The sequence below is a fragment of the Arthrobacter celericrescens genome, from assembly GCF_003614925.1.
GTDB lineage: Bacteria > Actinomycetota > Actinomycetes > Actinomycetales > Micrococcaceae > Arthrobacter > Arthrobacter celericrescens.
On record NZ_QYLP01000031.1, the window covers coordinates 91,165 to 116,261 of the forward strand.

24 protein-coding genes and 1 riboswitch are annotated in these 25,097 nt (G+C 68.6%); of the genes, 1 reads left to right on the plus strand and 23 read right to left on the minus strand.

Going from position 1 to position 25,097, the window contains the following annotated elements; translation table 11 throughout:
- Positions 1–4 precede the first annotated feature (4 nt).
- The 10 genes from D3654_RS07125 to hisI form a co-directional block, all read right to left on the minus strand.
- Positions 5–1,462 carry a glutamate synthase subunit beta gene (locus tag D3654_RS07125; RefSeq protein WP_120520818.1) on the minus strand — a complete coding sequence of 486 codons (1,458 nt, stop codon included), beginning with the start codon at positions 1,460–1,462 and terminating at the stop codon, positions 5–7.
- Positions 1,455–6,068 (minus strand): glutamate synthase large subunit, encoded by a 4,614-nt coding sequence (gene gltB / locus D3654_RS07130; protein ID WP_120520819.1) that lies wholly within the window; start codon positions 6,066–6,068, stop codon positions 1,455–1,457. The genes D3654_RS07125 and gltB overlap by 8 nt, the downstream gene beginning before the upstream one ends.
- A 259-nt stretch (positions 6,069–6,327) precedes the next feature.
- Positions 6,328–7,461: a prolipoprotein diacylglyceryl transferase gene (gene lgt, locus D3654_RS07135; RefSeq protein WP_120520820.1), complete on the minus strand. Its 1,134-nt coding sequence runs from the start codon at positions 7,459–7,461 to the stop codon at positions 6,328–6,330.
- A gap of 46 nt (positions 7,462–7,507) precedes the next feature.
- Positions 7,508–8,317: a tryptophan synthase subunit alpha gene (gene trpA, locus D3654_RS07140; RefSeq protein ID WP_120520821.1), complete on the minus strand. Its 810-nt coding sequence runs from the start codon at positions 8,315–8,317 to the stop codon at positions 7,508–7,510.
- On the minus strand, positions 8,314–9,708 hold the full coding sequence (trpB, locus tag D3654_RS07145) for a tryptophan synthase subunit beta (RefSeq protein ID WP_120520822.1): 1,395 nt from the start codon (positions 9,706–9,708) through the stop codon (positions 8,314–8,316). Before trpB ends, trpA begins: the two co-directional genes overlap by 4 nt.
- 87 nt (positions 9,709–9,795) lie before the next feature.
- Positions 9,796–10,614, minus strand: coding sequence for an indole-3-glycerol phosphate synthase TrpC (gene trpC / locus D3654_RS07150; RefSeq protein ID WP_120520823.1), 819 nt, complete (start codon positions 10,612–10,614; stop codon positions 9,796–9,798).
- A gap of 2 nt (positions 10,615–10,616) precedes the next feature.
- Positions 10,617–10,889, minus strand: coding sequence for an HGxxPAAW family protein (locus tag D3654_RS07155; RefSeq protein ID WP_120520824.1), 273 nt, complete (start codon positions 10,887–10,889; stop codon positions 10,617–10,619).
- 88 nt (positions 10,890–10,977) lie between these two features.
- The gene (locus D3654_RS07160) at positions 10,978–11,592 is read right to left on the minus strand and encodes a Trp biosynthesis-associated membrane protein (RefSeq protein ID WP_205571751.1); all 615 of its coding nucleotides are present in this window, start codon (positions 11,590–11,592) and stop codon (positions 10,978–10,980) included.
- A complete protein-coding gene (locus tag D3654_RS07165) occupies positions 11,589–13,193 on the minus strand; it encodes an anthranilate synthase component I (protein ID WP_120520825.1) in 1,605 nt (534 codons plus the stop codon). The genes D3654_RS07160 and D3654_RS07165 overlap by 4 nt, the downstream gene beginning before the upstream one ends.
- A 68-nt stretch (positions 13,194–13,261) precedes the next feature.
- Positions 13,262–13,654: a phosphoribosyl-AMP cyclohydrolase gene (gene hisI, locus D3654_RS07170; RefSeq protein ID WP_120520826.1), complete on the minus strand. Its 393-nt coding sequence runs from the start codon at positions 13,652–13,654 to the stop codon at positions 13,262–13,264.
- An 89-nt stretch (positions 13,655–13,743) separates the two neighbouring features.
- Between hisI and D3654_RS07175 the strand changes: the two genes are divergently transcribed.
- A complete protein-coding gene (locus tag D3654_RS07175; protein WP_120520827.1) occupies positions 13,744–14,388 on the plus strand; it encodes a TIGR03085 family metal-binding protein in 645 nt (214 codons plus the stop codon).
- 70 nt (positions 14,389–14,458) lie between these two features.
- On the opposite strand, the gene hisF is transcribed toward D3654_RS07175, so the two are convergent.
- The 13 genes from hisF to def all read right to left on the minus strand — a co-directional run bounded on the left by hisF (position 14,459) and on the right by def (position 25,069).
- Positions 14,459–15,235 (minus strand): imidazole glycerol phosphate synthase subunit HisF, encoded by a 777-nt coding sequence (gene hisF / locus D3654_RS07180; protein WP_120520828.1) that lies wholly within the window; start codon positions 15,233–15,235, stop codon positions 14,459–14,461.
- 30 nt (positions 15,236–15,265) lie between these two features.
- Positions 15,266–16,126: an ATP phosphoribosyltransferase gene (gene hisG, locus D3654_RS07185; protein WP_120520829.1), complete on the minus strand. Its 861-nt coding sequence runs from the start codon at positions 16,124–16,126 to the stop codon at positions 15,266–15,268.
- A 64-nt stretch (positions 16,127–16,190) separates the two neighbouring features.
- Entirely contained in the window at positions 16,191–16,454 is a 264-nt protein-coding gene (locus D3654_RS07190; RefSeq protein ID WP_074587631.1) for a phosphoribosyl-ATP diphosphatase, read from the minus strand.
- A 134-nt stretch (positions 16,455–16,588) separates the two neighbouring features.
- Positions 16,589–17,080 carry a 6,7-dimethyl-8-ribityllumazine synthase gene (ribH, locus tag D3654_RS07195; RefSeq protein ID WP_120520830.1) on the minus strand — a complete coding sequence of 164 codons (492 nt, stop codon included), beginning with the start codon at positions 17,078–17,080 and terminating at the stop codon, positions 16,589–16,591.
- A 50-nt stretch (positions 17,081–17,130) separates the two neighbouring features.
- Positions 17,131–17,832 (minus strand): GTP cyclohydrolase II, encoded by a 702-nt coding sequence (gene ribA / locus D3654_RS07200; RefSeq protein WP_120520831.1) that lies wholly within the window; start codon positions 17,830–17,832, stop codon positions 17,131–17,133.
- Complete coding sequence (gene ribB, locus D3654_RS07205; protein WP_245413136.1) at positions 17,829–18,434, minus strand: 3,4-dihydroxy-2-butanone-4-phosphate synthase; 606 nt, start codon at positions 18,432–18,434, stop codon at positions 17,829–17,831. The genes ribA and ribB overlap by 4 nt, the downstream gene beginning before the upstream one ends.
- Before the next feature lie 71 nt (positions 18,435–18,505).
- Positions 18,506–19,174 carry a riboflavin synthase gene (locus D3654_RS07210; RefSeq protein ID WP_120520833.1) on the minus strand — a complete coding sequence of 223 codons (669 nt, stop codon included), beginning with the start codon at positions 19,172–19,174 and terminating at the stop codon, positions 18,506–18,508.
- Positions 19,175–20,293: a bifunctional diaminohydroxyphosphoribosylaminopyrimidine deaminase/5-amino-6-(5-phosphoribosylamino)uracil reductase RibD gene (gene ribD, locus D3654_RS07215; RefSeq protein ID WP_120520834.1), complete on the minus strand. Its 1,119-nt coding sequence runs from the start codon at positions 20,291–20,293 to the stop codon at positions 19,175–19,177.
- Complete coding sequence (gene pnuC, locus D3654_RS07220) at positions 20,290–20,982, minus strand: nicotinamide riboside transporter PnuC (RefSeq protein WP_120520835.1); 693 nt, start codon at positions 20,980–20,982, stop codon at positions 20,290–20,292. Before pnuC ends, ribD begins: the two co-directional genes overlap by 4 nt.
- Positions 20,983–21,071: 89 nt before the next feature.
- Positions 21,072–21,221, minus strand: a riboswitch (FMN riboswitch).
- 100 nt (positions 21,222–21,321) lie between these two features.
- Positions 21,322–21,993, minus strand: a complete 672-nt coding sequence (gene rpe, locus D3654_RS07225) for a ribulose-phosphate 3-epimerase (protein WP_120520836.1) — start codon at positions 21,991–21,993, stop codon at positions 21,322–21,324.
- A 42-nt stretch (positions 21,994–22,035) separates the two neighbouring features.
- The gene (locus D3654_RS07230) at positions 22,036–23,592 is read right to left on the minus strand and encodes an RsmB/NOP family class I SAM-dependent RNA methyltransferase (RefSeq protein ID WP_120520837.1); all 1,557 of its coding nucleotides are present in this window, start codon (positions 23,590–23,592) and stop codon (positions 22,036–22,038) included.
- Positions 23,589–24,506 (minus strand): methionyl-tRNA formyltransferase, encoded by a 918-nt coding sequence (gene fmt, locus D3654_RS07235; RefSeq protein WP_120520838.1) that lies wholly within the window; start codon positions 24,504–24,506, stop codon positions 23,589–23,591. Before fmt ends, D3654_RS07230 begins: the two co-directional genes overlap by 4 nt.
- Entirely contained in the window at positions 24,503–25,069 is a 567-nt protein-coding gene (gene def, locus D3654_RS07240) for a peptide deformylase (RefSeq protein WP_120520839.1), read from the minus strand. The genes fmt and def overlap by 4 nt, the downstream gene beginning before the upstream one ends.
- Positions 25,070–25,097: the final 28 nt, after the last annotated feature.

Sequence of the window (25,097 nt, forward strand, 5' to 3'; positions counted from 1 at the left end):
GTGCCTACAGGACGGAGATCGCCCGGTCCGTAGGAGCGACAGGTGCCGGGAGGATGGTGCTTCCCATGAGGTGCTTGTCGACGGCGGCCGCGCAGGCGCGTCCCTCGGCAATGGCCCAGACGATGAGGGACTGTCCGCGTCCGGCATCGCCCGCCACGAATACACCTTCGGTGTTGGTCATGTAGTAGCCGTCGCGGGCCACGTTCCCGCGGCCGTCGAACTCGGCGTGCACCTGTTCGGTGATGCCGGCCGGTTCGGCCCCGGTGAAGCCCAGGCTCAGGAAGACCAGGTCCGCCCGGATGACGCGCTCGGTGCCGGCCTTGGGCAGGCGCTTGCCGTCCACGAACTCGGTCTCGGCGACCTTGACGCCGGTGAGCCTGCCGTTTTCGCCGACGAAGCCGACCGTGGAGGCCAGGTACGTGCGTTCGCCGCCTTCTTCGTGGGCGCTTGCGACCTCGAACAGGGTCGGGAAGGTCGGCCACGGCTGGTGCGCTGCACGCTCCAGCGGCGGCTGCTTGCCGATCGCCAGGGTGGTGACGGACGCGGCGCCGTGGCGGTGCGCGGTGCCGAGGCAGTCGGCGCCGGTGTCGCCGCCGCCCAGGATCACCACGTGCTTGCCGCGGGCGTCGATCTGGTGTTCCACGGTCTCCCCCGCAACCGCGCGGTTGGCCGGAACCAGGTAGTCCATGGCGAAATGGATGCCTTCAAGCTCGCGGCCCGGGATGGGCAGGTCGCGCGGCACGGTGGCACCTGTGGCGATGACGACGGCGTCGTAACGGCGGCGCAACTGCTCCCAGGTGACGTCGGTGCCGACGTTCACGCCGGTGCGGAAACGGGTGCCTTCGGCCTTCATCTGCTCGATGCGGCGGTCGACCTGTTCCTTCTCCATCTTGAAGTCGGGGATGCCGTAGCGCAGCAGGCCGCCGATCTTGTCGTCACGCTCGTAGACGGCGACAGTGTGGCCCACGCGGGTCAACTGCTGGGCAGCGGCGAGCCCGGCGGGGCCGGAACCGACCACCGCGACGGTCTTGCCGGACAGGCGGGTGGGCGGCAACGGCTGGACCCAGCCGTTTTCGAACGCCTCGTCGATGATCGAGACTTCCACCTGCTTGATGGTGACCGCGGGCTGGTTGATGCCCAGCACGCAGGACGCCTCGCAGGGGGCCGGGCACAGGCGGCCGGTCCACTCCGGGAAGTTGTTCGTGGCGTGCAGGCGCTCGATGGCTTCCTCGCCCTTGCCGCGCCACGTGAGGTCGTTCCATTCGGGGATCAGGTTTCCGAGCGGGCACCCCTGGTGGCAGAACGGCACGCCGCAGTCCATGCAGCGGCCTGCCTGGCTCTTGAGCACGCCCTTGTCCTGGGCTTCGTACACTTCCTTCCAGTCCATGATGCGGACCGGAACGGGGCGGCGTGGCTGCGTTTCGCGCTGCCGGACTTTCAAGAATCCGCGTGGATCAGCCACCGGTTACCTCCAGAATTCGGGACCAGACTTCTTCGCCGTCGGGGTCGAGGCCCTCTTCGATGGCTGAGAGACGGGTCTGCAGGACTGCAGCGTAGTCGCGCGGCAGTACCTTGGTGATACGGGCGGCCGTGTCGTCGAAGTTCTCGAGCAGGCGGCCGGCCAGGACAGATTCGGTTTCCTCAAGGTGCTTGACCAGCAGGCCGTGCACGATGTCACGGTCCTCGGCGTCGAGTTCAAGGAGCTGGAGCTCACCGGAGTCCAGCGCTTCCTTGTTGACGCGTGCGGGCTGCAGGTCCAGCACGTAGGCGGTGCCGCCGGACATGCCGGCGCCGAAGTTGCGGCCGGTGCGGCCGATGATCAGGGTCTGGCCACCGGTCATGTACTCACAGCCGTGGTCGCCGATTCCTTCGACGACGGCGGTGGCACCGGAGTTGCGGACCAGGAAGCGTTCGCCCACCTGGCCGCGCAGGAACATTTCGCCGCTCGTGGCGCCGTAGCCGATCACGTTGCCGGCGATGACGTTGCGTTCGGCCTGGAACACGTTGTTGCGGTCCGGGCGGACGATGATCCGGCCGCCGGAGAGGCCCTTGCCGACGTAGTCGTTGGAGTCGCCGAACATGCGCAGGGTGATGCCCGCGGGCAGGAAAGCGCCCAGGGACTGGCCGGCGGTGCCGTTGAGCGTGATGTCGATGGTGTCCGTGGCCAGCACATCGGTGCCGAAGGTCTTGGTCACCACGTGTCCGAGCATCGTGCCCACGGAGCGGTCCGTGTTGATGACGTCGAGCGAGATCCTGACGGGCGACCGGTCGCTGAGCGCCTCGGCTGCCATCGTGATGAGCCGCTGGTCGAAGTGCTTGTCCAGCTCATGGTTCTGGCCGGTCAGGTTGCGCAGCGGAACGTCGTCGTCGAACTCGAGGCCGTGCAGGATCGGATCGAGGTCCAGTCCGTCGGCCTTCCAGTGGTCGATCGCCTCACGGGAGTCGAGCACCTCGGCGTGGCCGATGGCCTCTTCGAGGCTGCGGAAGCCCAGTTCGGCCAGCAGTTCGCGCACTTCCTCGGCAAGGAATTCGAAGAAGTTGACCACGAATTCGGGCTTGCCGGTGAAGCGGGAGCGCAGCTCGGGGTTCTGCGTGGCGACGCCCACGGGGCAAGTGTCCAGGTGGCAAACGCGCATCATGATGCAGCCCGAAACCACCAGCGGAGCCGTGGCGAAGCCGTACTCTTCAGCGCCGAGGAGCGCAGCGATGACGACGTCGCGGCCGGTCTTGAGCTGGCCGTCCACCTGCACCACCACGCGGTCGCGCAGGCCGTTGAGCATGAGGGTCTGCTGGGTCTCGGCGAGGCCGAGCTCCCACGGGACACCCGCGTGCTTGAGCGAGTTCAGCGGCGAGGCACCGGTCCCGCCGTCATGGCCGGAAACCAGCACGACGTCGGCCTTCGCCTTGGTTACGCCTGACGCCACCGTGCCGATGCCGACCTCGGACACCAGCTTCACGTGCACCCGCGCCGAGGGGTTCGCGCGCTTGGCATCGTAGATGAGCTGCGCGAGGTCCTCGATCGAATAGATGTCGTGGTGCGGGGGCGGGGAGATGAGTCCGACACCGGGGGTCGAGTGGCGCGTGCGCGCAACCCAGGGGTAGACCTTCTGGGCCATGAGCTGGCCGCCTTCGCCGGGCTTGGCGCCTTGGGCCATCTTGATCTGGATGTCCTCGGCGTTGCTCAGGTACAGGCTGGTCACACCGAAACGTCCGGACGCGATCTGCTTGATGGCGGAGCGGCGCTCCGGGTCCAGCAGGCGGTCCACGTCCTCGCCGCCTTCACCGGTGTTGGACTTCGCGCCCAGCCGGTTCATGGCGATGGCAAGGGTTTCGTGGGCTTCCTTGGAGATGGAGCCGTAGCTCATCGCACCGGTGGAGAAGCGCTTGACGATGCTGGAGACCGGCTCGACTTCCTCGAGCGGCACCGGCTGGCGGAGGCCGTCCTTGAACTTGAGCAGGCCGCGCAGGGTCATCAGGTTCTTCGACTGGTCGTCGATGCCCTGGGTGTAGGACTTGAAGATGTCGTAGCGGCGCTCACGGGTGGCGTGCTGCAGGCGGAACACCGTCTCCGGGTTGAAGAGGTGCGGTTCGCCGTCGCGGCGCCACTGGTACTCGCCGCCGCCGAGCAGCGGGCGGTGCGGCTGCTCGATGCCGCCCTCCGGGTAAGCCATCTGGTGGCGCGCCGACACTTCCGCGGCGATGACGTCCAGGCCCACGCCGCCCAGTTGGGAGTGCGTGCCGGAGAAGAATTCGTCCACGAGTTCCTGGGACAGGCCCAGGGCTTCGAAGGTCTGGGCACCGGTGTAGGAGGCCACCGTGGAGATGCCCATCTTGGACATGATCTTCAGGACGCCCTTGCCGAGGCCCTTGATCAGGTTGTAGACGCCGTCCTCGGGAGTGACCCCGACGACTTCGCCGGTGCTGATCAGCTGCTCCACGGATTCCATCGCCAGGTACGGGTTCACGGCGGCGGCACCGTAGCCGACCAGGACGGCGACGTGGTGCGTTTCGCGAACGTCACCGGCCTCCACCACCAGCGCGGTCTTGGTGCGGTTGGCGCTGCGCAGCAGGTGGTGGTGCACAGCGCTGACCAGCAGCAGGGACGGGATCGGGGCCCACTGCGCGTTGGAATCACGGTCCGAGAGCACGATGTACTGCACGCCGCGGTTGATCGCGCCGGAAACCTGTTCGCAGATCTCGGTGAGGCGGGCACGCAGGGCCGCTTCGCCGCCTTCGGGGCGGTAAAGGCCGCGGACCTTCATGGCGATCTTGTCGCCGTCGGCGTTCTCGATGTTCGCAATCTTGGCGAGTTGGTCGTTGTTGATCACCGGGAAGGAAAGGGACACCTGCGGCTGGCGGACCTGTCCGACATCGAGCAGGTTCCCGTTGGGTCCGATGGCACATTTAAGGGACGTGACCAGTTCCTCGCGGATGGCGTCCAGCGGCGGGTTGGTGACCTGCGCGAAGGACTGCACGAAGTAGTCGAACAGCAGGCGCGGGCGCTTGGACAGCACGGCCACCGGGGTGTCCGAGCCCATCGCGCCGAGCGGCTCGGCGCCGGTGCGGGCCATCGGACCAAGCAGGATCTTCAGCTCTTCGGTGGTGTACCCGAAGGTGCGCTGGCGGATGTTCACGGACGCGGCGGTGTGCACGACGTGCTCGCGCTCGGGAAGATCGTTGAGATCGATCAGGTTGTCCTTGAGCCACTCGGCCCACGGGTTGGCGGCGGCCACCTCGGCCTTGACCTCGGCGTCGTCGATGATCCGGCCGGCCTCGGTGTCCACGAGGAACATCTTGCCCGGGGAGACGCGGCCCTTCTTGACCACGTTGGACGGTTCGACGTCGATCACGCCCACCTCGGAGGCGAACACGATCAGGCCATCTTCGGTGATCCAGTAGCGCCCGGGGCGCAGGCCGTTGCGGTCCAGGGTGGCGCCAACCAGGTTGCCGTCCGTGAAGGACACGGCGGCGGGGCCGTCCCACGGCTCCATGAGCAGCGAGTGGTACTCGTAGAAGGCACGGCGTGCCGGGTCCATGGTGGCGTGGTTTTCCCAGGCCTCCGGGATCATCATCATGATCGAGTGCGTGATCGGGCGGCCGGAAAGCCACAGGAGCTCGGCCACCTCGTCGAAGGACGCGGAGTCGGAGGCGCCCGGGGTGCAGATCGGGTACAGCTCCTCCGGGGCGTCGCCGAGCAGCGGGTTTGCCAGCTGCGACTGGCGCGCACGCATCCAGTTCCGGTTGCCCTTGACGGTGTTGATTTCACCGTTGTGCGCGATGGTGCGGAAGGGCTGGGCCAGCGGCCAGGACGGGAAGGTGTTCGTGGAGAAGCGCGAGTGGACGATCGCCAGCTTGGTCTTGAAGCGCTTGTCCGACAGATCCGGGTAGAACGGCTCCAGCTGTGCGGTGGTCAGCATACCCTTGTACACGATGGTGCGCGAGGACAGGGACGGGAAGTACACGCCGAACTTGTTCTGGGCGCGCTTGCGGATGCGCCAGGCGCGGGAGTCCAGCTCGTTGCGGTCCAGGGTCTCGCCGGTGGCGGAGGCGAAGAACGGCTGGGCGAAGTACGGCATGCAGGCGCGGGCCATGGCGCCGACGAGGTCGGCCACGACGGGAACCTCACGCCAGCCTAGGACGGCCAGGCCCTCATCGGCGGCAAGTCCTTCGATGCCGGCCTTGGCGGTCTCCGCCTCGCGGCCTTCGGCCGGCAGGAAAGCGGTGCCCACCACGTACTGGCCGGGGGCAGGCAGTTCGAATTCGGCGACAGCGCGGAAGAATTCGTCCGGGATCTGCATGAGCAGGCCGGCGCCGTCGCCGGTTCCTTCGTCAGCGCCGACGGCGCCGCGGTGTTCGAGGGCGCGCAGTGCGGTCAGGGCCGCATCCACGATGTCGTAGCCGGGTTCTCCACGCAGCGTGGCGATGATTGCCAGGCCGCAGGCGTCCTTCTCCTGCTCCGGGTTGTACAGGCCGCGGGCCTCCGGGAGCGCAGCGAAACGCTTGAAGGGAGAGATGGCTCCCTGCGGCTCAACCGTTCCGGTCTGGCTGGGGCGATGAAGACGGGTCATGAAGACGTCCTTCCTCGAGATCGTGCGAATGGAAGGGACAACGTTGGCCCCACCTTGTCTGCCGTGTGACGGGCACAACAAAGCGCTGAATTACTGAAATTGTAGGCCAGCCACCAACGCGCAGCGAAGAGTTACGCATGGGCTCCGGCCCGTCTTGACCCTGGCGGCGATCGTATGCTGCCCGGTTGTCACGAAGGTGCCACGACGCTGTGGCGGGGGTTCTTGGCGGTAGCCCGGTGCCCCGGGGCCGCGGCGTCGGCTAGGTGGTCCTGCCTGCGTCCGGCCCGGATTCGGACCCGGCCTCCCCCGTGCCTCCGGCGGGCCGCTGCGCGGCTTCCGAAGGGGTGTCCGAGGGGGTTTTCCCGTCCGCGTCCGAGGGCGCCGAGGGGTGGGTCAGATCACTGTTCTTCTCCGGGAGATTACCACGCGAACCACTATCTGAGACAGAACTGTCCGAATCATGACCGGTGAGAGTGGTCACGTCGCGGTCCGGTCCGTGGCCCGCCAGGTAAACCGAATCGGGGGCTTTGGCGGCCCGGATTCCGAGCAGGACAAAGATGATGAGGGCCGCGAGGAAGACGAAAATGCTGGTCCAGACGTTCAGGCGGGTGCTGATCCCGAACAGGGTGATCTGCTCGGCGTCGTCGATCCTCAGCGCCTCGATCCAGACCCGGCCGAGCGTGTAGTACATCGCGTACAGCCAGAACAGCCGGCCGCGGCGGAAGTGGAAGCGGCGGTCCAGGAGGAGCAGGATTGCGACACCGGCCAGGTTCCAGAGCGATTCGTAGAGGAACGTCGGGTGGAAGAGCGTGTCGGCCGGCATTCCGGCCGGGAAGTTCGGGCTGGCGGGGTCGATCTGCAGGCCCCAGGGCAGGCTGGTCGGCCCGCCGAAGAGCTCCTGGTTGAACCAGTTGCCCCAGCGCCCGATAGCCTGGGCCAGCAGCAGCCCCGGGGCGGCTGCGTCCAGGAAGGCAGTGAGCTTGAGGCCAAGCCGGCGGCAGCCGATCCAGGCACCGACGGCGCCGAGGACCACGGCACCCCAGATGCCCAGGCCGCCGCGCCAGACCTGCGGGATCAGCCTGAGGTCACCCGTGCCGTCGAAGCCAGGGCCGAAGTAGGCGTCGGGCGAGGAGAACACATGGTAGAGCCGTCCGCCGATGATCCCGAAGGGGATGGCCCAGATGGCGATGTCCCACAGGCTGCCTTCGGGCGCGCCGCGGCGCTTCCAGCGGACCGCGGTCAGCCACAAGCCGACGACGATGCCGAGCAGGATGCACAGCGCGTAAGCGTGGATACGCAAAGTCCCCCACGGCAGCGGGATGTCGAATCCGGACCAGCCCGGACTGGGAATGCTCAGTGGGGCCGCTGCTGCTGCGTGGAGGAGGCTCTGCATGTGCTTAGGTTGTTCCTTTTCCTGGGGCTGCGCTCGATACTGGCGGTCAGGCCTGCGCGGTTTCCCGGCGGAGGCCGGCGCTGAGGTCCTTGGTGAGCTTCCCGACGGCGTCCACGCCGCCGTCGCGCACGGCCGCTACCAGCGCGCTGCCGACGATCACGCCGTCGGCGTAGGCCGCGATTTCGCGGACGTGCTCGGGGGTGGAGACCCCCAGGCCGACGCAGACGCGTTCGGCACCTGCGGCGTGGGTGTCGGCGACGAGCTTCTCGGCGCTGCCGCTGACGGCCTGGCGGGTGCCGGTGATGCCCATGATGGACACCGCATAGACGAAGCCGCGGCTGGCCTTGACGGTCATTTCCAGGCGCTCGGGCGTTGAGGAGGGCGCCACGAGGAACACCCGGTCCAGTCCGTACTTGTCCGAGGCCTCGAGCCATTCGGCGGCCTCGTCCGGGATGAGGTCGGGCGTGATGAGGCCCGCTCCCCCGGCTTCGGCGAGGCGGCGGGAGAACTCGTCCACGCCCATGCGCATGACGGGGTTCCAGTAAGTCATGACCAGCACGGCGGCATCGGTGACGGCGGTGATGCCGGCCACGACGTCGAAGACGCTGGCCACGCGGAAGCCGTTGGCGATCGCCTCGGTGGTGGCGGCCTGGATGACGGGGCCGTCCATGACGGGGTCCGAGTACGGGATGCCGATCTCGATGAGGTCGGCGCCGTTGCGGGCCAGGGCGATGCCGGCGTCGATGCTGGCCTGCACGTCCGGGTAGCCGGCGGGCAGGTAGCCGATGAGGGCAGCGCGTCCCTCGGCCTTGGCGCGGTCGATCGCGGCAGCGGACTTGCTGGTGGTTTCGCTCATCGGTTCTGCTCCTCCGTGCTGCGCTGGTCCTCCGTGCTGCGCTGGTCCTCTGAGCCACGCTCGGCAGGTCCCTTGGGTGCGCGGGTGGAAAGTGTGGTGCCCTTGACGTTGCCGTCTTCGTCGAGCATGTCGAACCAGGCGGCCGCCGTCTCGACGTCCTTGTCACCGCGTCCGGAGAGGTTCACGATGATCGAGACCTCCGACGGGTCTGCCTTGCCTTCGGTGAGGCGCTGGCCCACCTTGATGGCGCCGGCCAGGGCGTGGGCGGACTCGATGGCGGGCAGGATGCCTTCGGTACGGCACAGGAGCCGGAACGCGTCCATTGCCTCGGTATCCGTGATCGGTTCGTAGCTGACGCGGCCGATGTCGGCGAGGTAGGAATGCTCCGGGCCGACGCTCGGGTAGTCCAGGCCGGCGGAGATCGAGTGCGATTCGACGGTCTGGCCGTCTTCGTCCTGCATGAGGTACGAGCGGGCACCGTGCAGCACACCGGGGCGGCCCAGGGTGATGGCAGCGGCGTGGCGGCCGGTCTCGACGCCGTCGCCGCCGGCCTCGAAGCCGTAGATCTTCACGGAGGAGTCGTCCAGGAAGGCGTGGAAGAGGCCGATCGCGTTCGATCCGCCGCCGATGCAGGCGCAGACGGCGTCGGGCAGCTTGCCGGTCTGGTCCAGGATCTGGGCGCGGGCTTCCTCGCCGATGACCTCGTGGAAGAAGCGCACCATGGCCGGGAAGGGGTGGGCTCCGGCCGCGGTGCCCAGCAGGTAGTGGGTGTTTTCGACGTTGGTGACCCAGTCGCGCAGGGCGTCGTTGATGGCGTCCTTGAGGGTCTGGGAGCCGTTGGTCACCGGGACCACCGTGGCACCGAGCAGCTGCATGCGTGCCACGTTCAGGGCCTGGCGGCGGCAGTCTTCGGCGCCCATGTAGACGACGCATTCCAAGCCGAGCAGGGCTGCCGCGGTGGCGCTGGCGACACCGTGCTGGCCGGCGCCGGTTTCGGCGATCACGCGGGTCTTGCCCATGCGCTTGGCAAGCAGGGCCTGGCCGAGGACGTTGTTGATCTTGTGCGAACCGGTGTGGTTGAGGTCTTCGCGCTTGAGGAAGATCCGGGCTCCGCCGGCGTGCTCGGAGAAACGCTTGGCTTCGGTGAGCAGGGACGGGCGGCCCGAGTAGTTCTTGTTCAGGTCATTGAGCTGGGCAATGAACTCGGGATCGGCCTTGGCCTTCTCGAAGGTGTCCTGCACCTCGTCCAGGGCCGCGATGAGCGACTCCGGCATCCAGCGTCCGCCGTAGGAACCGAAGTAGGGCCCGCTCGCGTTACGCAGCGAAGCTCCGCCCTGCAGGAATGCGTCGGCCGCATTCTGCTCCGGCTTGGATGTTGGTGCGTCCACCAAAGGTCTCACCGTCCTGTTCAATTAGTGCTCGGGTCAGTTGATGGTTCGGGTCCTCCCAGGCGGCGCAGCGCCGCCCGGGAGCTGGCGTCAGCGGCTGACGGCCATGGCGGCCGCGCCGGCCGCCTTGAATTCGGCGATGCGTTCCCGGGGCGTCGAGTCGCTGACCAGCGCCTCTCCCACGAGGATCGCGTGGGCGCCGTTGCCCGCGTAGTGTGCGACGTCGTCGGCGTTCCGCACGCCCGATTCCGCCACGACGACGGCGCCCGCAGGAATGTTTCCGGCAAGCGAGGCGAAAAGGGAACGGTCGACGTCGAGCGTCTTGAGGTTGCGCACGTTCACGCCGATGATGCGCGCCTGGGCGGCGGCCGCACGCTCGATTTCCTCGGGCGTGTGGGTCTCGACCAGCACGTTCATGCCGAGCTCGTGGCTCAGGGCGCTGAACTCCTGCAGTTGGGCGTCGGACAGGGCCGCGACGATCAGCAGGATCAGGTCCGCGCCGTGGGCGCGGGCTTCCCAGATCTGGTACTCGTCCACCGTGAAGTCCTTGCGGAGCAGCGGGATGTCGACGGCGGCCCGTACGGTGTCCAGGTCGGCGAGCGAACCGTTGAAGCGGCGTTCCTCGGTGAGGACGCTGATCACGGAGGCACCGCCGTCGGCGTACTGCACGGCGAGGGCGGCGGGGTCTGTGATCGAGGCGAGGTGACCCTTGGAGGGGCTGCGGCGCTTGATCTCAGCGATGACCTTCAGCTCATCGCGCTGCGCCGCGGGCCCGCCGAGGGCGGTCCAGGCGTCCAGTGCCGGGGCCGCCGCGAGGGCGCGTTCCTTGACCTCGGCGAGGCTGCTCAGCCGCTGGCGGGCAGCCATGTCCTCCCTGACACCGACGATGATGTCATCAAGAACGGTCACAGTCAGTGGCCGGCGTTCTTCAGCTTGCTGCCGCCGACGCCGTAACCGGCCTTACGCATGGCCCAGCCGGCGATGAGGCCGGCGACCATCACCACTGCGCCGGCGATGAACACCGGGGTGTTGGCGATGACGAAAGCAATGGAGGACACGAGGGCCCCGACGAGCATGACAATCACGCAAGTCCACGCGGCCGGGCTGTTGCCGTGGCCGATGGCGTCGCTGTGGCTGGCGGCGGTTTCGGGGGCTTTGCTGGCGGACAAGGTGGTTTTGCTCATGGTGGAATCTCCTCAGGATGGATACTGCTTACATTCTGCCATTTATTGGCAGGCCCCGGGACACGGCCGGCGCCGTGGCCCGCACACGTTACGTCGGGTCTTCGCCGCGGGAGAGGCTGTCCCAGCTGTCGATCTCGTCAACGGGGCCGCTGCCGGCGCGGGCGGTCTGCCCGCGGTCGTACTTGGTCCGCGTCTTCCAGTAGCGGCCGGCCGCAGGCAGCCCCAGTGCGCACAGTGCCAGGAGCGAGGCGGCGACGACGGCGAGGACCGGGAAGGGCGTGGCGCTCACTGCGGCCTGGCCGCCGGAGATGCCCGTGCTGGCGGCGATGGTGCCCTGGGCGGCGCCGAGCGGATCGGCGAGCACGGTTGCGGCCGCAACGATGATTCCGGCCGAGGCCAGCAGGACGAGCGCGGCGATGATCCATCGCGCGATCCTGCCGGCGATCGAGGCCGCCAGTCCCCCGGCGAGGGCCACCAGGGCCAGGGCGGTCACCGCGGTGGCCGCCTTGCTGCCCTGGACGTGGAGCTCGGCGTTGGCTGCGGCCGCGGGGTCCAGGCGGACGTCGATCCAGCTTTGGGTGGTGGTGCCGAACACCGCCAGGGCGAACACGGCCGTGGCCAGCACAAGGTTTGCCTTGCGCGCCCAGAACGGCGGCTTCACGGGCCGTTCCGTTCCCGCGCCGCGGGCATCTGCGGACGTCACTTGGCACTTGCCCCGCTGCTGCCGGTTCCGGCTCCCCCGGAGCTGCCGGCGCCGCCGTCGACCGATTCGGCCGAGATGTTGCGCAGCGACGCGGCGATGTGCGCGGCGCGCAGCGGTGCCGCCGCCTTGTTCACGGTTTCCAGCGCTTCGGCGGGCTTGTGCGAATCGGCGACGATGCCGCCGCCGGCCTGGACGTAGGCCCGGCCTTCACGCAGCAGGGCCGAGCGGATCGCGATGGCCATGTCCATGTCGCCGGCGAAGTCGAGGTACCCCACCACGCCGCCGTAGATGCCACGGCGGTGCGGTTCGAGTTCGTCCAGCAGGCGCAGGGCGCGCGGCTTGGGCGCCCCGGACAACGTGCCGGCCGGGAAGGTGGCCTTCAGGACGTCATATGCGGTGGCTCCGGGTGCGAGGTCGCCGACGACGGTGGAGACGAGGTGCATGATGTGGCTGAAGCGCTCGACCTCCATGAACTGGGTGACGTCCACGGTGCCCGCGACGCAGACCTTCGAGAGGTCGTTGCGGGACAGGTCCACCAGCATGAGGTGCTCGGCGCGTTCCTTCTGGTCCGCGAGCAGTTCTGTGGCCAGGGCCTTGTCCGCTTCGACGGTCTTGCCACGGGGGCGCGAACCGGCGATGGGGTGGGTGATGACCTCCCCGTCCTTCACGGTGACGAGGGCTTCCGGGGACGAGCCCACGATCGTGTAGGCCCGCCCGTCGGCGTCCTCGAGGCTGAAGAGGTACATGTACGGGCTCGGGTTGGTGTTGCGCAGCACCCGGTACACGTCCAGCGGGTCGGCGGCGCACTCCAGTTCGAAGCGGCGCGAGATGACCACCTGGAACACCTCGCCGTCCACGATCGCTTCCTTGCCGCGGTCGATGGCGTTCAGGTATTCCTGCTCGTCCCACCGCTCCTGCACGCTGGAGGCGAAGTCGAGCGCCTCGTTGGCCAGGACTGAAACAGGCTGCGCCACGGGGGTGCTGATCCGTTCGAGCAGGGCCTTCACCCGGGCGACGGCGTCGTGCCAGGCTTCGTCCACCCGCTCGGAGCTGTTGTCGAAGTTGATGGCGTTGGCGATCAGCAGGACGGTGCCGTCCATGTTGTCGTGCACGGCCATGTCCGTGACGAGGTTCAGCGCCATTTCGGGCAGCTGGAGGTCGTCCTCGGGCGGGCTGGTCAGCTTCTCCCAGTGCCGCACGGTCTCCCAGCCGAGGAAGCCCACCAGGCCGGAGGTGAACGGCGGCAGGCCCGGGAAACGCTCGGTCTGGAGCGCGGCCACGGTGTCCCGGACGGCGTCGACGGGGCTGCCGTCAACGGGCACGCCGACGGGCGGTTCGCCGATCCAGTGGGCCTGGCCGTCCTTGCTGGTCAGGGTGGCGCGGGACCGTGCGCCGATGAACGAATAGCGGGACCACACGCCGCCCACGGCGGCCGATTCCATCAGGAAGGTGCCGGGCTCGCCCTGCGCCAGCTTGCGGTAGAGCCCGATCGGGGTCTCCGCGTCGGCCAGCACCTTCAGGCGGACCGGAATGACCCTGCTGTGTGCGGCGAGTTCGCGGAACTCCTCCAGGCCCGGGCTGATGATTCCAAGGTCCTGCATGGCTATTCTTCTCCGCCTCTTCTTGTGTCGGGGTGGGGGCAGTGGGGTGGCTCAGTCGCGGGCGCCGGTCACTGGGCCGAAGCAACGGCCCCGAGGTCCCGGCCGTCAAAGCAGGTCCGGGTTCCGGTGTGGCAGGCGGCGCCGACCTGGTCGACGCGGACCAGCAGGGCGTCGCCGTCGCAGTCCAGGGCGACTGATTTGACGAACTGGACGTGCCCGGACGTGTCTCCCTTGCGCCAGTACTCCTGGCGGGACCGGGAGTAGAACGTGACGCGCCCGCTGGTCAGGGTGCGGTGCAGGGCTTCGTCGTCCATCCAGCCCAGCATGAGCACTTCGCCGCTGTCATGCTGCTGGATGATGGCGGCCACCAGGCCGGCAGGATCGCGTTTCAGGGCAGCGGCAATTTCCTCCGGGAGGGGGCCTGCGGCAAGGGCGGTGCTGGGTACTGGCTGATCAGACATCGGATCAAGTCTAGTGCCTTCGGGAGTCCGGGAATCCAGCGGCGGTTCCAGTGCGCATCCGGGCTGCTCTCGTGCTAATTTCACAAGTGATGCATTTCGTCGATCCCTCCCGTGAAGTATTGGCCGAAACCCTTCTGGCGGCCGGTCCTGACTCACCCACGCTCTGCGAAGGGTGGCAGACCCGGGACCTCGCCGCGCACCTGTATCTGCGCGAACGGAAAGCGGCCGTGGGGATCGGCCTGCTGGTGAAGGGGCTGGCCAAGGCCTCGGACAAGGCCACCGCCAAGCTCGCGGCCAGGCTCGATTCGCCGGACGCCTACGCAGAACTCGTCAACACCTTCCGTAGCGGCCCGCCGGCACTCTCGCCGCTGCGCATCAAGGCCCTGGACGAGTCCTCCAACCTCATCGAGTATTTCGTGCACACCGAGGACATCCGCCGCGCCGGCGACCGCTGGGCACCCCGGGCCCTGGACGAGGCATACTCGGACGCACTGTGGGACGAACTGATCAAGCGCGCCGCGATCCTCTACCGAGGAGTGGACCTCGGCATTGTGCTGGTCCGCCCCACCGGCCCGCGCCATGTGGCCAAGCGGGCCCCGGTGTCGGTGGCGATCGTCGGCGACCCGGGCGAATTGCTGATGCACGCCCACGGCCGGACCCGGCACGCGCTGGTCACCTTCGAGGGCCAGCCGGACGCCGTCGCGCTCCTGCAGTCGGCCGAAGTCGGTCTCTGACGGCACCGCTCACTTAACGACGACGGCGGGCCACCGGATTTCCGGTGGCCCGCCGTTCGTTTGGGGTGTGTCAGCGGACCTCGAAGCCCGCCGTGCGGATCGCGGTCTTGACCTGGGCGATCATGTCGTCCGGGCCGAAGTGGAAGACGGAGGCGGCCAGGACGGCGTCGGCCCCGGCTTCCACGGCGGGCGGGAAGTGCGCGGGCTCGCCGGCGCCGCCCGAGGCGATGATCGGGATGGTCACGGCCGCCCGGACCAGGCGGATCAGCTCGAGGTCGAAGCCGTCCTTGGTGCCGTCGGCGTCGATGGAGTTCAGGAGGATCTCCCCCACGCCCCGGTCCGCGGCTTCCTTCGCCCAGGCGATGGCGTCGATCCCGGTGCCCTGGCGGCCGCCGTGGGTGGTCACCTCGAAGCCGGAGGGCGTGGGTTCGGAGCCCGGGCGGGTGCGGCGGGCGTCCACCGAAAGGACCAGCACCTGGGAGCCGAAGTGCCGGGTGATCTCGTTGATCACGTCCGGCCGGGCCACTGCGGCGGTGTTGATGGAGGCCTTGTCCGCGCCGTAGCGCAGCAGTTTGTCCACTTCGGCCACGCCGCGCACGCCGCCGCCGACAGTCAGCGGGATGAAGACCTCTTCGGCGGTGCGGCGCACGACGTCGAAGGTGGTCTCACGGTTCCCGGACGAGGCGGTGACGTCAAGGAAGGTCAGTTCGTCGGCCCCGCCGTTGTCGTAGCGGTGGGCAAGCTCCACCGGGTCGCCGGCGTCGCGGAGGCCTTCGAAGTTGATCCCCTTGACCACCCGCCCGGCGTCGACGTCCAGGCACGGGATGACACGTACGGCTACAGCCATGGTTGCTCCTGTGGGTTCGTGGAATCCGGACTAGATGCGGCAGGCGTGGATGCTGCTGACCAGGATGGCGCGGGCGCCGAGGTCGTACAGCTCGTCCATGATCCGGTTGGTTTCCTTCTTCGGAACCATGGAGCGCACGGCCACCCAGTCGGAGTCGCGCAGCGGGGAGACCGTGGGCGATTCCAGGCCGGGGGTGAGGGCGGCGGCGTCTTCCACCAGGTCCTTGCGGATGTCGTAGTCCATGAGCACGTACTGGCGGGCGACCAGCACGCCCTGCAGGCGGCGGATCAGCACTTCGATTTCCTTGGCGGTGCCGTTGGCCGCGCCGCCTTCACCGGTGCGGCGGATGAGGACCGCTTCGGAGCGGAGGATCGGTTCGCCGAAGATTTCCATGCCGGCGGCTTTGAGGGTGTTGCCGGTCTCCACGACGTCGGCGATGGCGTCCGCGACGCCGAGCCGCACCGAAGACTCCACGGCGCCGTCGAGGCGGACCACCTTGGCGTTGACGCCGCGTTCGGCGAGGTAGTCCCGCAGCAGGCCGTCGTAGCTGGTGGCGAGGCGCTTGCCTTCGAGCTGCTCGACGCCGGAGAAGTTGCCCACGGGTCCGGCGAAGCGGAAGGTCGAGGCGGCGAAGCCCAATGGCAGCAGTTCCTCGGCCTCCACCTGTGCGTCCAGGAGCAGGTCGCGGCCGGTGATTCCGACGTCGAGGGTTCCCTGGCCGACGTACACGGCGATGTCGCGGGGGCGCAGGAAGAAGAACTCGATTTCGTTGTCGGGATCGACCATGACCAGTTCGCGGGAGTCGCGGCGCTGGCGGTATCCCGCCTCGCTGAGCATCGCGGAGGCGGCTTCGGACAGGGATCCCTTGTTGGGGACGGCTACTCGCAGCATGGGGAGTCTTTCTGGGGATTCTTGTGGAGGGGTTGGTTTTCAAGCATGGGCCACGCGTGCGCGGCTACAGATGCTTGTAAACATCCTCCAGGTTCAGTCCCTTTGCCAGCATGAGGACCTGCAGGTGGTACAGCAGCTGGGAGATTTCCTCGGCCGCGGCCTCGTCGGATTCGTATTCTGCAGCCATCCAGACTTCGGCGGCTTCTTCGACGACCTTCTTGCCGATGCCGTGGATTCCGGAGTCCAGTTCGGCGACGGTACGGGACCCTGCCGGACGGCTCGCTGCCTTTTCGCTCAGTTCTGCGAACAGCGTCTCGAAATTCTTCACGCCCTACAGCCTACTTGTTCGGCGGGCGGAGCCGCTTCCCGGGGCCTTGCATGACGAAGGGGATGTGAGCGAACACACAGCGCGCACCGCCCACATCCCCTTCGCTTCCGCAGGATCCTGTCTTTCCGTCGGCCTCAGGCGGCGGAGTACTGCTTGAGGGTCAGCGCAGTGGCCAGGGCAGCCGTGACTGCTTCGTGGCCCTTGTCCTCGGAAGAGCCTGGCAGGCCAGCACGGTCCAGGCCCTGCTGCTCGGTGTCGCAGGTGAGTACGCCGAAGCCGACCGGCACGCCGGTGCGGACGCTGACGTCGGTGAGTCCCGACGTCGCGGCCTGGCAGACGTAGTCGAAGTGCGGCGTGCCGCCGCGGATGACCACGCCGAGGGCAACCACGGCGTCGAAGTGCGGTGCGAGCCGGGCGGCGGCGACGGGCAGTTCGAAGGAACCCGGCACGCGCAGCACGGCGGGTTCGGCGATGCCTGCTTCCTTTGCCGCGCGGAGGGCTCCGTCGAGGAGTCCGTCCATGATCTGGGTGTGCCAGCTGGCCGCTACGATGGCGAGCTTGAGCTGGGAGCTTTCTTCCGGGTTGAGGGTGGTGAGGTCGATGGTGGGGGCGCCGTGTCCGCTCATGGGGTGTATGTTTTTCCGTTCAGTCTTGTTCGTGGTCAGTCTTGACGTGTTCAGTCTTGTTCGTGGTCAAAGGAGCCGGTGCCTGCGGCAGCAGGGTCGGCGAGGGTCAGCCGGTGGTCCATGCGCTCCTTCTTGGTCTGCAGGTAGCGCAGGTTCTCTTCCCGCGAGGGGACTTCGGTGGGGACCATTTCGACGACCTTCACGCCGGCCTGGGCGAGGCGGTTCTGCTTGTCCGGGTTGTTGCTGAGCAGCCTGATCTCATGCAGGCCCATCTCGGCGAGGATCTGCGCGGCGGCCTTGTAGCAGCGGGCATCCACCGGCAGGCCGAGCTGTTCGTTGGCTTCCACGGTGTCGAAGCCTGCTTCCTGGAGGGCGTAGGCCTTGATCTTGTTGGCCAGCCCGATCCCCCGGCCTTCCTGTCCGCGCAGGTAAAGCAGGGTACCGCCCTCGTCGCGGATCAGTTCCAGGGCGTAGGCCAGCTGTTCGCCGCAATCGCAGCGGTAGGAGCCGAAGACGTCGCCGGTGAGGCATTCGGAGTGCAGGCGCACCAAGGGCAAGGTGCCGTTGCGGGGAGGGTTCGGGGAACTCACCGCGAGGTGCTCCACGCCGGTGGCTTCGTCGATCCAGGCCTGCGCAATGAACTCGCCGAAGGCGGTGGGCAGCTGGACCACCGGGCCGCCGCTGACCGGATGCTTCCGGTGCGCCGTGCCGCGGTCGCTGGTGCCGCCGTCGCCGTAACGCTGTGCGGTCATCGTGTCTCCTCTTCTCCTGCCTGGCTGTCGGCCCCTGCCGCCACGTATGCCACAAGATCCTCGATCGAGATCAAGGGGCACCCATGTTCCGCGGCGAAGTCCCGGAGGCTGTCCAGGCGCATCATCTCACCATCATCGTGAACCACTTCGGCGATCACGCCTACCGGGGCAAGCCCGGCCAGGCGGCATAGGTCCACTGCCGCCTCCGTGTGTCCGGGGCGTTCACGCACTCCACCGTTAACGGCGCGGAGCGGGAAAATATGCCCCGGGCGGGTAATCGACGACGGCGTGCTGGCCGGGTCCGCGAGGATCCTGGCGGTCAGCGCCCGGTCGCCGGCGGAGATTCCGGTGCTCACGCCCGTGGCCGCATCGCAGGACACGGTGTAGGCGGTGCCCTTGGAGTCCTGGTTGTCTTCGACCATGGGCGGCAGCTGGAGGGCGTCGGCGCGGGAACCTTCCAGCGGAACGCAGATCACCCCGGAGCTGTAGCGGATGGTCCAGCCCATGAGTGCGGAGGTGGCATGCTCGGCAGCGAAGATGATGTCGCCTTCGTTCTCGCGGTCTTCGTTGTCGACCACCACCACGGCACGGCCGGCGGCCATCGCAGCGATGGCGTCCTCCACCGGGTCCAGTCCGTGGCGCACGGCGGTGCCGCTTTCCTCGGGGAAGGTGCTCACTTGGCGTCGCCTCCGTTCGCGCCGTGACCGGCGGCGTGGTTGCCGGCACCCGGGCGGGCGGCGAAGGACAGCAGCCGTTCTGTGTACTTGGCCAGCACGTCCACCTCCAGGTTGACGCGTCCGCCGATCACCTTGGCGCCGAGGCCGGTTTCCTCGAGGGTGGTGGGGATCAGCCCGACCTCGAACCAGGGCTCGTTTTCCTGGGCGGGGCTCACGGCGGTCACGGTGAGGGAGACGCCGTCGACGGCGATGGAGCCTTTTTCGGCGATGTAGCGGGCCAGCTGCGCCGGGACGCCGAAGCGGAGCCTGTCCCAGTTGCCCTGGGACTCGCGCTCCAGGAGCTGTCCGACGCCGTCGACGTGGCCCTGGACCACATGGCCGTCAAGCCGCCCGCCCGCAGGGACGCAACGCTCAAGGTTGACGACGTCGCCCGGGGCGAGTTCGCCGATGGTCGTGCGGACGAGGGTCTCCCCCATCACGTCGACGCTGAACTCCTGGCCGTCGATCTCGGTTGCCGTGAGGCAAACCCCGTTGACGGCGATCGAGCCGCCGAGCTCAAGCCCGTCCGTGGTGCTGGGCGCCGAGAGGCGCAGCGTGGCGCTCACAGTGCCCTGGTGGCCGATGGACAAGACCTTGCCCTGTTCGGCGACGATTCCGGTAAACATTCAGTGTTCTCCTTCGGTGGCGTCCGCGGCGTCCTTGCCGGGGGTGTGGTCTTCGGTGGCTTCCGCCAAGGGTTTCAGGTGCAGCCGTAGGTCGCGGCCGAGGGCCTGGATTGCTCCGCCGCCGGCGTCGTCCCAGGTCCAGTGCTGGGCATCGGCGAGGGTGCCGATGCCCAGGTCATGTAGGGCGGGCGTGCCGCTGCCAAGCAAGGTGGGCGCCAAGTAGACGATCAGTTCGTCCACCAGTCCGGCCGCCAGGAAGGCGCTCAGGATCCGGGAGCCGCCTTCGACCATCAGGTGGCGGATGTCCCGGTCGTAGAGCACGGCCAGGGCTTCGGCGGGATCCCGGGTGGCAAGGTGCACGAAGTTGCCGTCGGAGCCACGGATTGCGGCGTCCCCGGGGACGCCGCGCAGACCCATGACCACACGCAGCGGCTGCTTACCGGATTCTTCGCCCTCGGCGTTGCGTGCCGTGAGGCGCGGATTGTCCACCAGCACGGTCTCGGTTCCCACCAGGATCGCGTCGATCAGTCCACGCAGCTCGTGGTTGTCCGCGAGCGACTCGGGGCTGGAGATCCACTGGCTGGTGCCGTCGCTGGCGGCGATCCGGCTGTCCAGGGTCTGGGCGATGTGGAGGGTCACGAAGGGGCGGCGGTGCCGGACGGCGTCGAACCATTCGCGGTTCAGCGCGGTGGCCTGTTCGCCGCCCAGGCCGGACGCGACGTCCACCCCGGCCGTACGGAGCGTGACGGCGCCGCCGGCAGCGTGGTGGTGCGGGTCATCGACGGCGTACACCACCCGGGAGACGCCGGCAGCGATGATCGCCTGGGCGCACGGGCCGGTGCGCCCGGAGTGGTTGCAGGGTTCCAGGGTGACCACCATGGTGGTGCCGTTGAGGTCGATCCCGGCGGCCCGGGCCTCGGCGATGGCGTCGGCCTCGGCGTGGGCCGTGCCGGCACCCCGGTGGTAGCCGGTGACGAGCTGTGTGCCGTCCGGGCCGAGCACCACGGCCCCGACCAGGGGGTTGGCTCCGCGCGGGCCGAGGAGGGCCGCGGCCAGGGCGGCGTCCATGGCCGCCTGCTCGGCCTCCGTGAAGACGGTCGTGTTGAGGGCGGTGCTCATGAGGCGGCTCCGGCCGGTACGGCGGCGGGCTGCACGGAAAGGCCCTCCCGGCGTCCCGCGCGCCACCAGACAAAGAACCCTGCCAGCGTGAAGAAGCCATAGAAGAGGTACATGAAGGCGCTGGCGAAGTAGCCGGCACTGAAGAGCAGCGGCACGCCGACGATGTCCACGGCCACCCAGATCAGCCAGAACTCGGTCCAGCCCCGTGCCATGCCGTAGGTGGCCAGCAGGGAACCGGTGAAGGTCCAGGCGTCGGCCCAGACCGGCGGGTACGAGCCCAGCGAGTCGAACAGCGGTGTGAGGGCGGCAGTACCGGCGAACAGCGCGGCGACGAGCGCGATGCGGACCTTTGCAGATGCCCAGGACGGCACCACGGCGCGGCCCTGGGTGGCGGAGGTTCGTCCTTCGCGCCAGCGGTACCAGCCGTAGGCGGCGACGGCGATAAACATCACCTGCCGTCCGGCCTGGCCCCAGAGGGTCGCCGGAGTCGCGGCGCCGAATACGTTGCCGAGGAAGACCGTGAGGAGGAGCAGGTTGCCCGCGATACCCACGGGCCATGCCCAGACTTTGCGGCGCATTCCGCCGAGGGCACTGGCCAGCCCGAAAATGTTTCCCAGCACTTCGCGTAGAACAAGCGCAGACCCGCCAATCGGAATCTGTGCCTCGAAGAGCCATCGCAGAAAATCCATGCCGTTCCTTCCCTGAAAGCCGCGATGGCTCCGGGGGTGTACGACAGCGCAATGCCGGCCGCCCGAAAAACGGACGCCGCAGCATGACTGTACGTGCTTCTCCCATCCAGACTTTGACTGTCGGTACTGGAATTCCACCAGTTCAACCGTCCGCCGCCGCTTCCGGATTGGAAACGATGGCTCGCGGGTCGCGGACTATGACCGCCGGTTCGGAATTACACCGACCCCGGAGCACGTAATGTGTGTTTGCTATTGTGGCACAACTTCGACGGCGGCCCGGCTATTCCCCGGGCCGCGCGGTCAACAGTTCGTCACGGTTGGCGTTTCAGCGCCGGCAGCCTAGCGCCGCGCGGCGGCGCCAATGCCTGCTTCGCGGAGCCGGTCGATGGCCGCGGCAGGGTCGTCCTGGCCGTACACGGCGGAGCCGGCCACGAACACGTTGGCCCCGGCTTCGGCCGCACGCAGGATGGTTTCCTCCGTGATGCCGCCGTCCACCTGCAGGGCCACGCCGATCCCGGAGCCGTCGATGGCCGCGCGCGCCCGGCGGATCTTGGGCAGGGTCACATCGAGGAAGGACTGGCCGCCGAAGCCCGGTTCCACGGTCATGATCAGGAGCATGTCGAGTTCGCTGAGCATGTCCAGGTACGGCTCCACCGGGGTCGCCGGGCGCAGGGCCATGCCGGCCTTCGCGCCGCGCGCCCGCAGCTCGCGCGCGAGTTTGATCGGCGCGATGGCCGCCTCGGCGTGGAAGGTCACGGACGCGACGCCGGCGTCGGCGTAGGCAGGCGCCCAGCGGTCGGCGTCGGCGATCATCAGGTGGGCGTCCAGCGGGACCGGACTGACCGCCTGGATGCGCTCCACGACCGGCAGCCCGAGCGTCAGGTTCGGCACGAAATGGTTGTCCATGACGTCGACGTGGACGGCGTCGGCGTTGCTGATCCGCTTCAGCTCCGCCTCCAGGTTCACGAAGTCGGCGGACAGGATGCTCGGGTTGATGCAGCACGTGGTCAAAGTTCGTTCCCCTTGGCGTTGGTGGTCGGGTGCGGGTGGAGCTTAGGGCTTCTTGCGGATGAGGGCCATGAACATGGCATCCGTCCGGTGCAGGTGCGGCCAGAGCTGAGCGGTGAGCTCGTTTCCGGCACCGAGGTTCCCTTGGAGGCTGACGGCATCCAGTGCCGCGCCGGCGTCGAGCAGTTCGAGGTCCTCCCGCTTGGCCAGGGCGTCGCTGACGACGGCGGTGGTCTCGGCGGGGTGCGGTGAGCAAGTCACGTACGCCACGACACCGCCGGGCCGGACGGCGTCGATGGCGGATTCGAGCAGCTCACGCTGCAGCGGGCCCAGCTCGGCGAGGTCCTTGGGCGTGCGGCGCCAGCGGGATTCAGGCCGGCGGCGGAGGGCTCCCAGACCGGTGCAGGGAACGTCGGCGAGGACCCGGTCGAAGGCGCCGGGTTGTTCCTTGCCGAGGTCCCGGCCGTCGCCGGTGCGGACCGACCAGGCGGAGCCGGGCACGGCGGCCAGCGCCTGGCTGACCAGTTTGGCCCGATGTGCCGCCGGTTCGTTGGCGAGCAGGCTGGCGCCGGACTCGTTGGCGAGGGCGGCGAGCAGCGCGGCTTTTCCGCCGGGGCCGGCACAGAGGTCCAGCCACTTCTCGCCCGTGTTTCCGCCGGAGGTGCCGAGCTCGACGGCGGCGACCGCGCGGGCCACCAGCTGGGAACCGACGTCCTGGACGCGGGTGGTACCGGCCCGGACCGAGGAGAGCCGGCCGAGGTCGCCGCCGCTGGACAGCGCCGAACCGGCGACGAGCGGGCCCGGGGTCGCACCGTTCTCCAGCGCTTCGTCGAGGCTGCCGAGGCCTGGGAGCGCCACGAGGTTCACCACGGGGGCTGCGTTGTCCGCTTCGAGCAGCGCGGTGATTTCGGCGGCCGGGCGGCCGTGGGCCACGAGCGACTGGCGGAGCGCCCGCACGATCCACTCGGGATGGGCGTGGCGCACGGCATCGATCCTGACGGCGTCCGTCTCGCCCTCAAGGAGGTGGTCCAGCCATTCGGGCAGCGAGCGGGCCGTGACCCTGCGGAGCACAGCGTTGATAAGGGAGGAGGGGCCGGCGCCGATGACGGCACGGGCCAGCCCGACGGTCTGGTCCAGCGCGGCGTGCGCGGGAACCCGCATGGCCAGGAGCTGGTGGGCGCCGAGCCGCAGGGCGTCCAGCACCGCCGGGTCCAGCTTGGCCAGCGGCCGGTCCACGCAGGCCGCCAGGATGGCGTCATAGGTGCCTTGGCCGCGCAGCGCACCGTAGCTCAGTTCCGTGGCGAAGCCGGCGTCCCGCTTGTCGAGGTGGTGGTGCCGGATCCGGGCAGGCAGCACAAGGTTGGCGTAGGCGTCCTCGGAGGCGACGGCCCGGAGCACCTCGAAGGCCACGAGGCGAGCGGGGTCGGCGCGCCGGGTGCGCTGCGAGGGTGCGCTGGCCGAAAAGCCGCGCTGCGGCCCGCGGTTGCGTTCGCGACCCTTGGCGTCGCGGCGCACGTTGCTGCGGTCGCCCTGGCTCCGTTCGCGGCTGCCGCCGTCGCGGCCGCCATGGTTTGCCGGGTTCCGTCGTCCGGACTCGCTCATTCGAATTCCACGCTTTCCACTGCCACCCCGCGGGCCCAGTCGGCCGAAGCCATCATTTTCTTGCCGGCCGGCTGGATGCGGCCAAGCTGCACGGCATGCGAACCGGTACCGGCCAGCACACTCTTGCCGTCGAAGCGAAGCCGGCCCGGCTCCAGGTCCCGGACGTCGGGCCGCAGCTGCAGCGGCTCGAGCTTGACCCGCTGGCCGTCAAGCATGGTCCAGGCGCCGGGCTCCGGGGTGACGCCGCGGGCCCTGCGGTTGATTGCGAGGGCGGGCTGCCGCCAGTCGATCCGCCCGTCGTCGAGCGTGAGCTTTGGAGCGAGCGAAACCTCGCCGCTCTGCGGTTCCGGGGCCGCCCTGCCGGCGTCGACGGCGGACAGCGTCTGGCTGAGCAGGACGGCGCCACTGCGGGACAACCGTTCCAGGAGGTCGCCGGCGGTGTCGTCCGCCCGGACGGCTTCCGTGACCGTTCCGAAGACCGGCCCTGTGTCCAGTCCTTCTTCCAGCTGGAAGGTGGCCGCGCCGGTGATGTCGTCGCCGGCGATGACGGCGCGCTGCACCGGAGCGGCGCCGCGCCAGGCCGGGAGGAGGGAGAAGTGCAGGTTGATCCAGCCGTGCCGCGGGACGGCCAGGGCGGCCTTGGGGACGATTCCGCCGTAGGCGACGATCGCCGCGACGTCGGGCTCGTAGGAGGCGATGCGTTCGGTGGTTTCGGTGTCCACCTTTCCCGCGTGGATGATATCGATGCCAAGTTCCGCCGCGCGGGCGGCCACCGGCGACGGCGTCAGGACCCTTTTGCGCCCGGTGGGCGCATCCGGCCGGGTCAGGACGGCGACGACGTCGAATCCGGCGTCGACCAGCGCATCAAGGGAGGGAACGGCGACCGCCGGGGTACCGGCGAAAAGGACCCTCATTCAGGGGTACCGAAGGTGCCGAAGCTGGAGCCGACGGTGGAGGCCCGCTTGCTGGTGGTCTGTTCGGTCACTGCGTGGTAGTTCGCGGCACGGATGGCCCGGAGGGCTGACTTCCGATCGTCGCCTTCGAGCCGGTCGGTGAAGAGGATGCCGTCCAGGTGGTCCGTTTCGTGCTGGAAGCAGCGGGCGAGCATGCCTTCGGCCTCGACGCTGACCGGGTTTCCGTGGAGGTCGACGCCGGTGGCGCGGGTGGTGCGGCGGCGGCGGACGGGGTAGGCCAGGCCGGGGATGGAGAGGCAGCCTTCGATCTGGTCGTCCTGGAAGTCTTCACTGTTTTCCAGGACGGGGTTGATGATGTGCCCCTCGACGCCGTCGATCCGGTAGGTGAAGACCCGCTGGCTGACGCCGATCTGCGGGGCGGCGAGGCCGGCACCGTCCACGTCCTCCATGGTCTCGGTCATGTCGGCAACCAGTTTGGCAAGCTCGGGGCCGAAGTCCGTGACAGGATCGGCCACTGTGCGCAGCACGGGGTCCCCGATGATCCGGATACTCAAAATGGCCATGCGCTGTCAGTCCTCACGATCGGCGTTT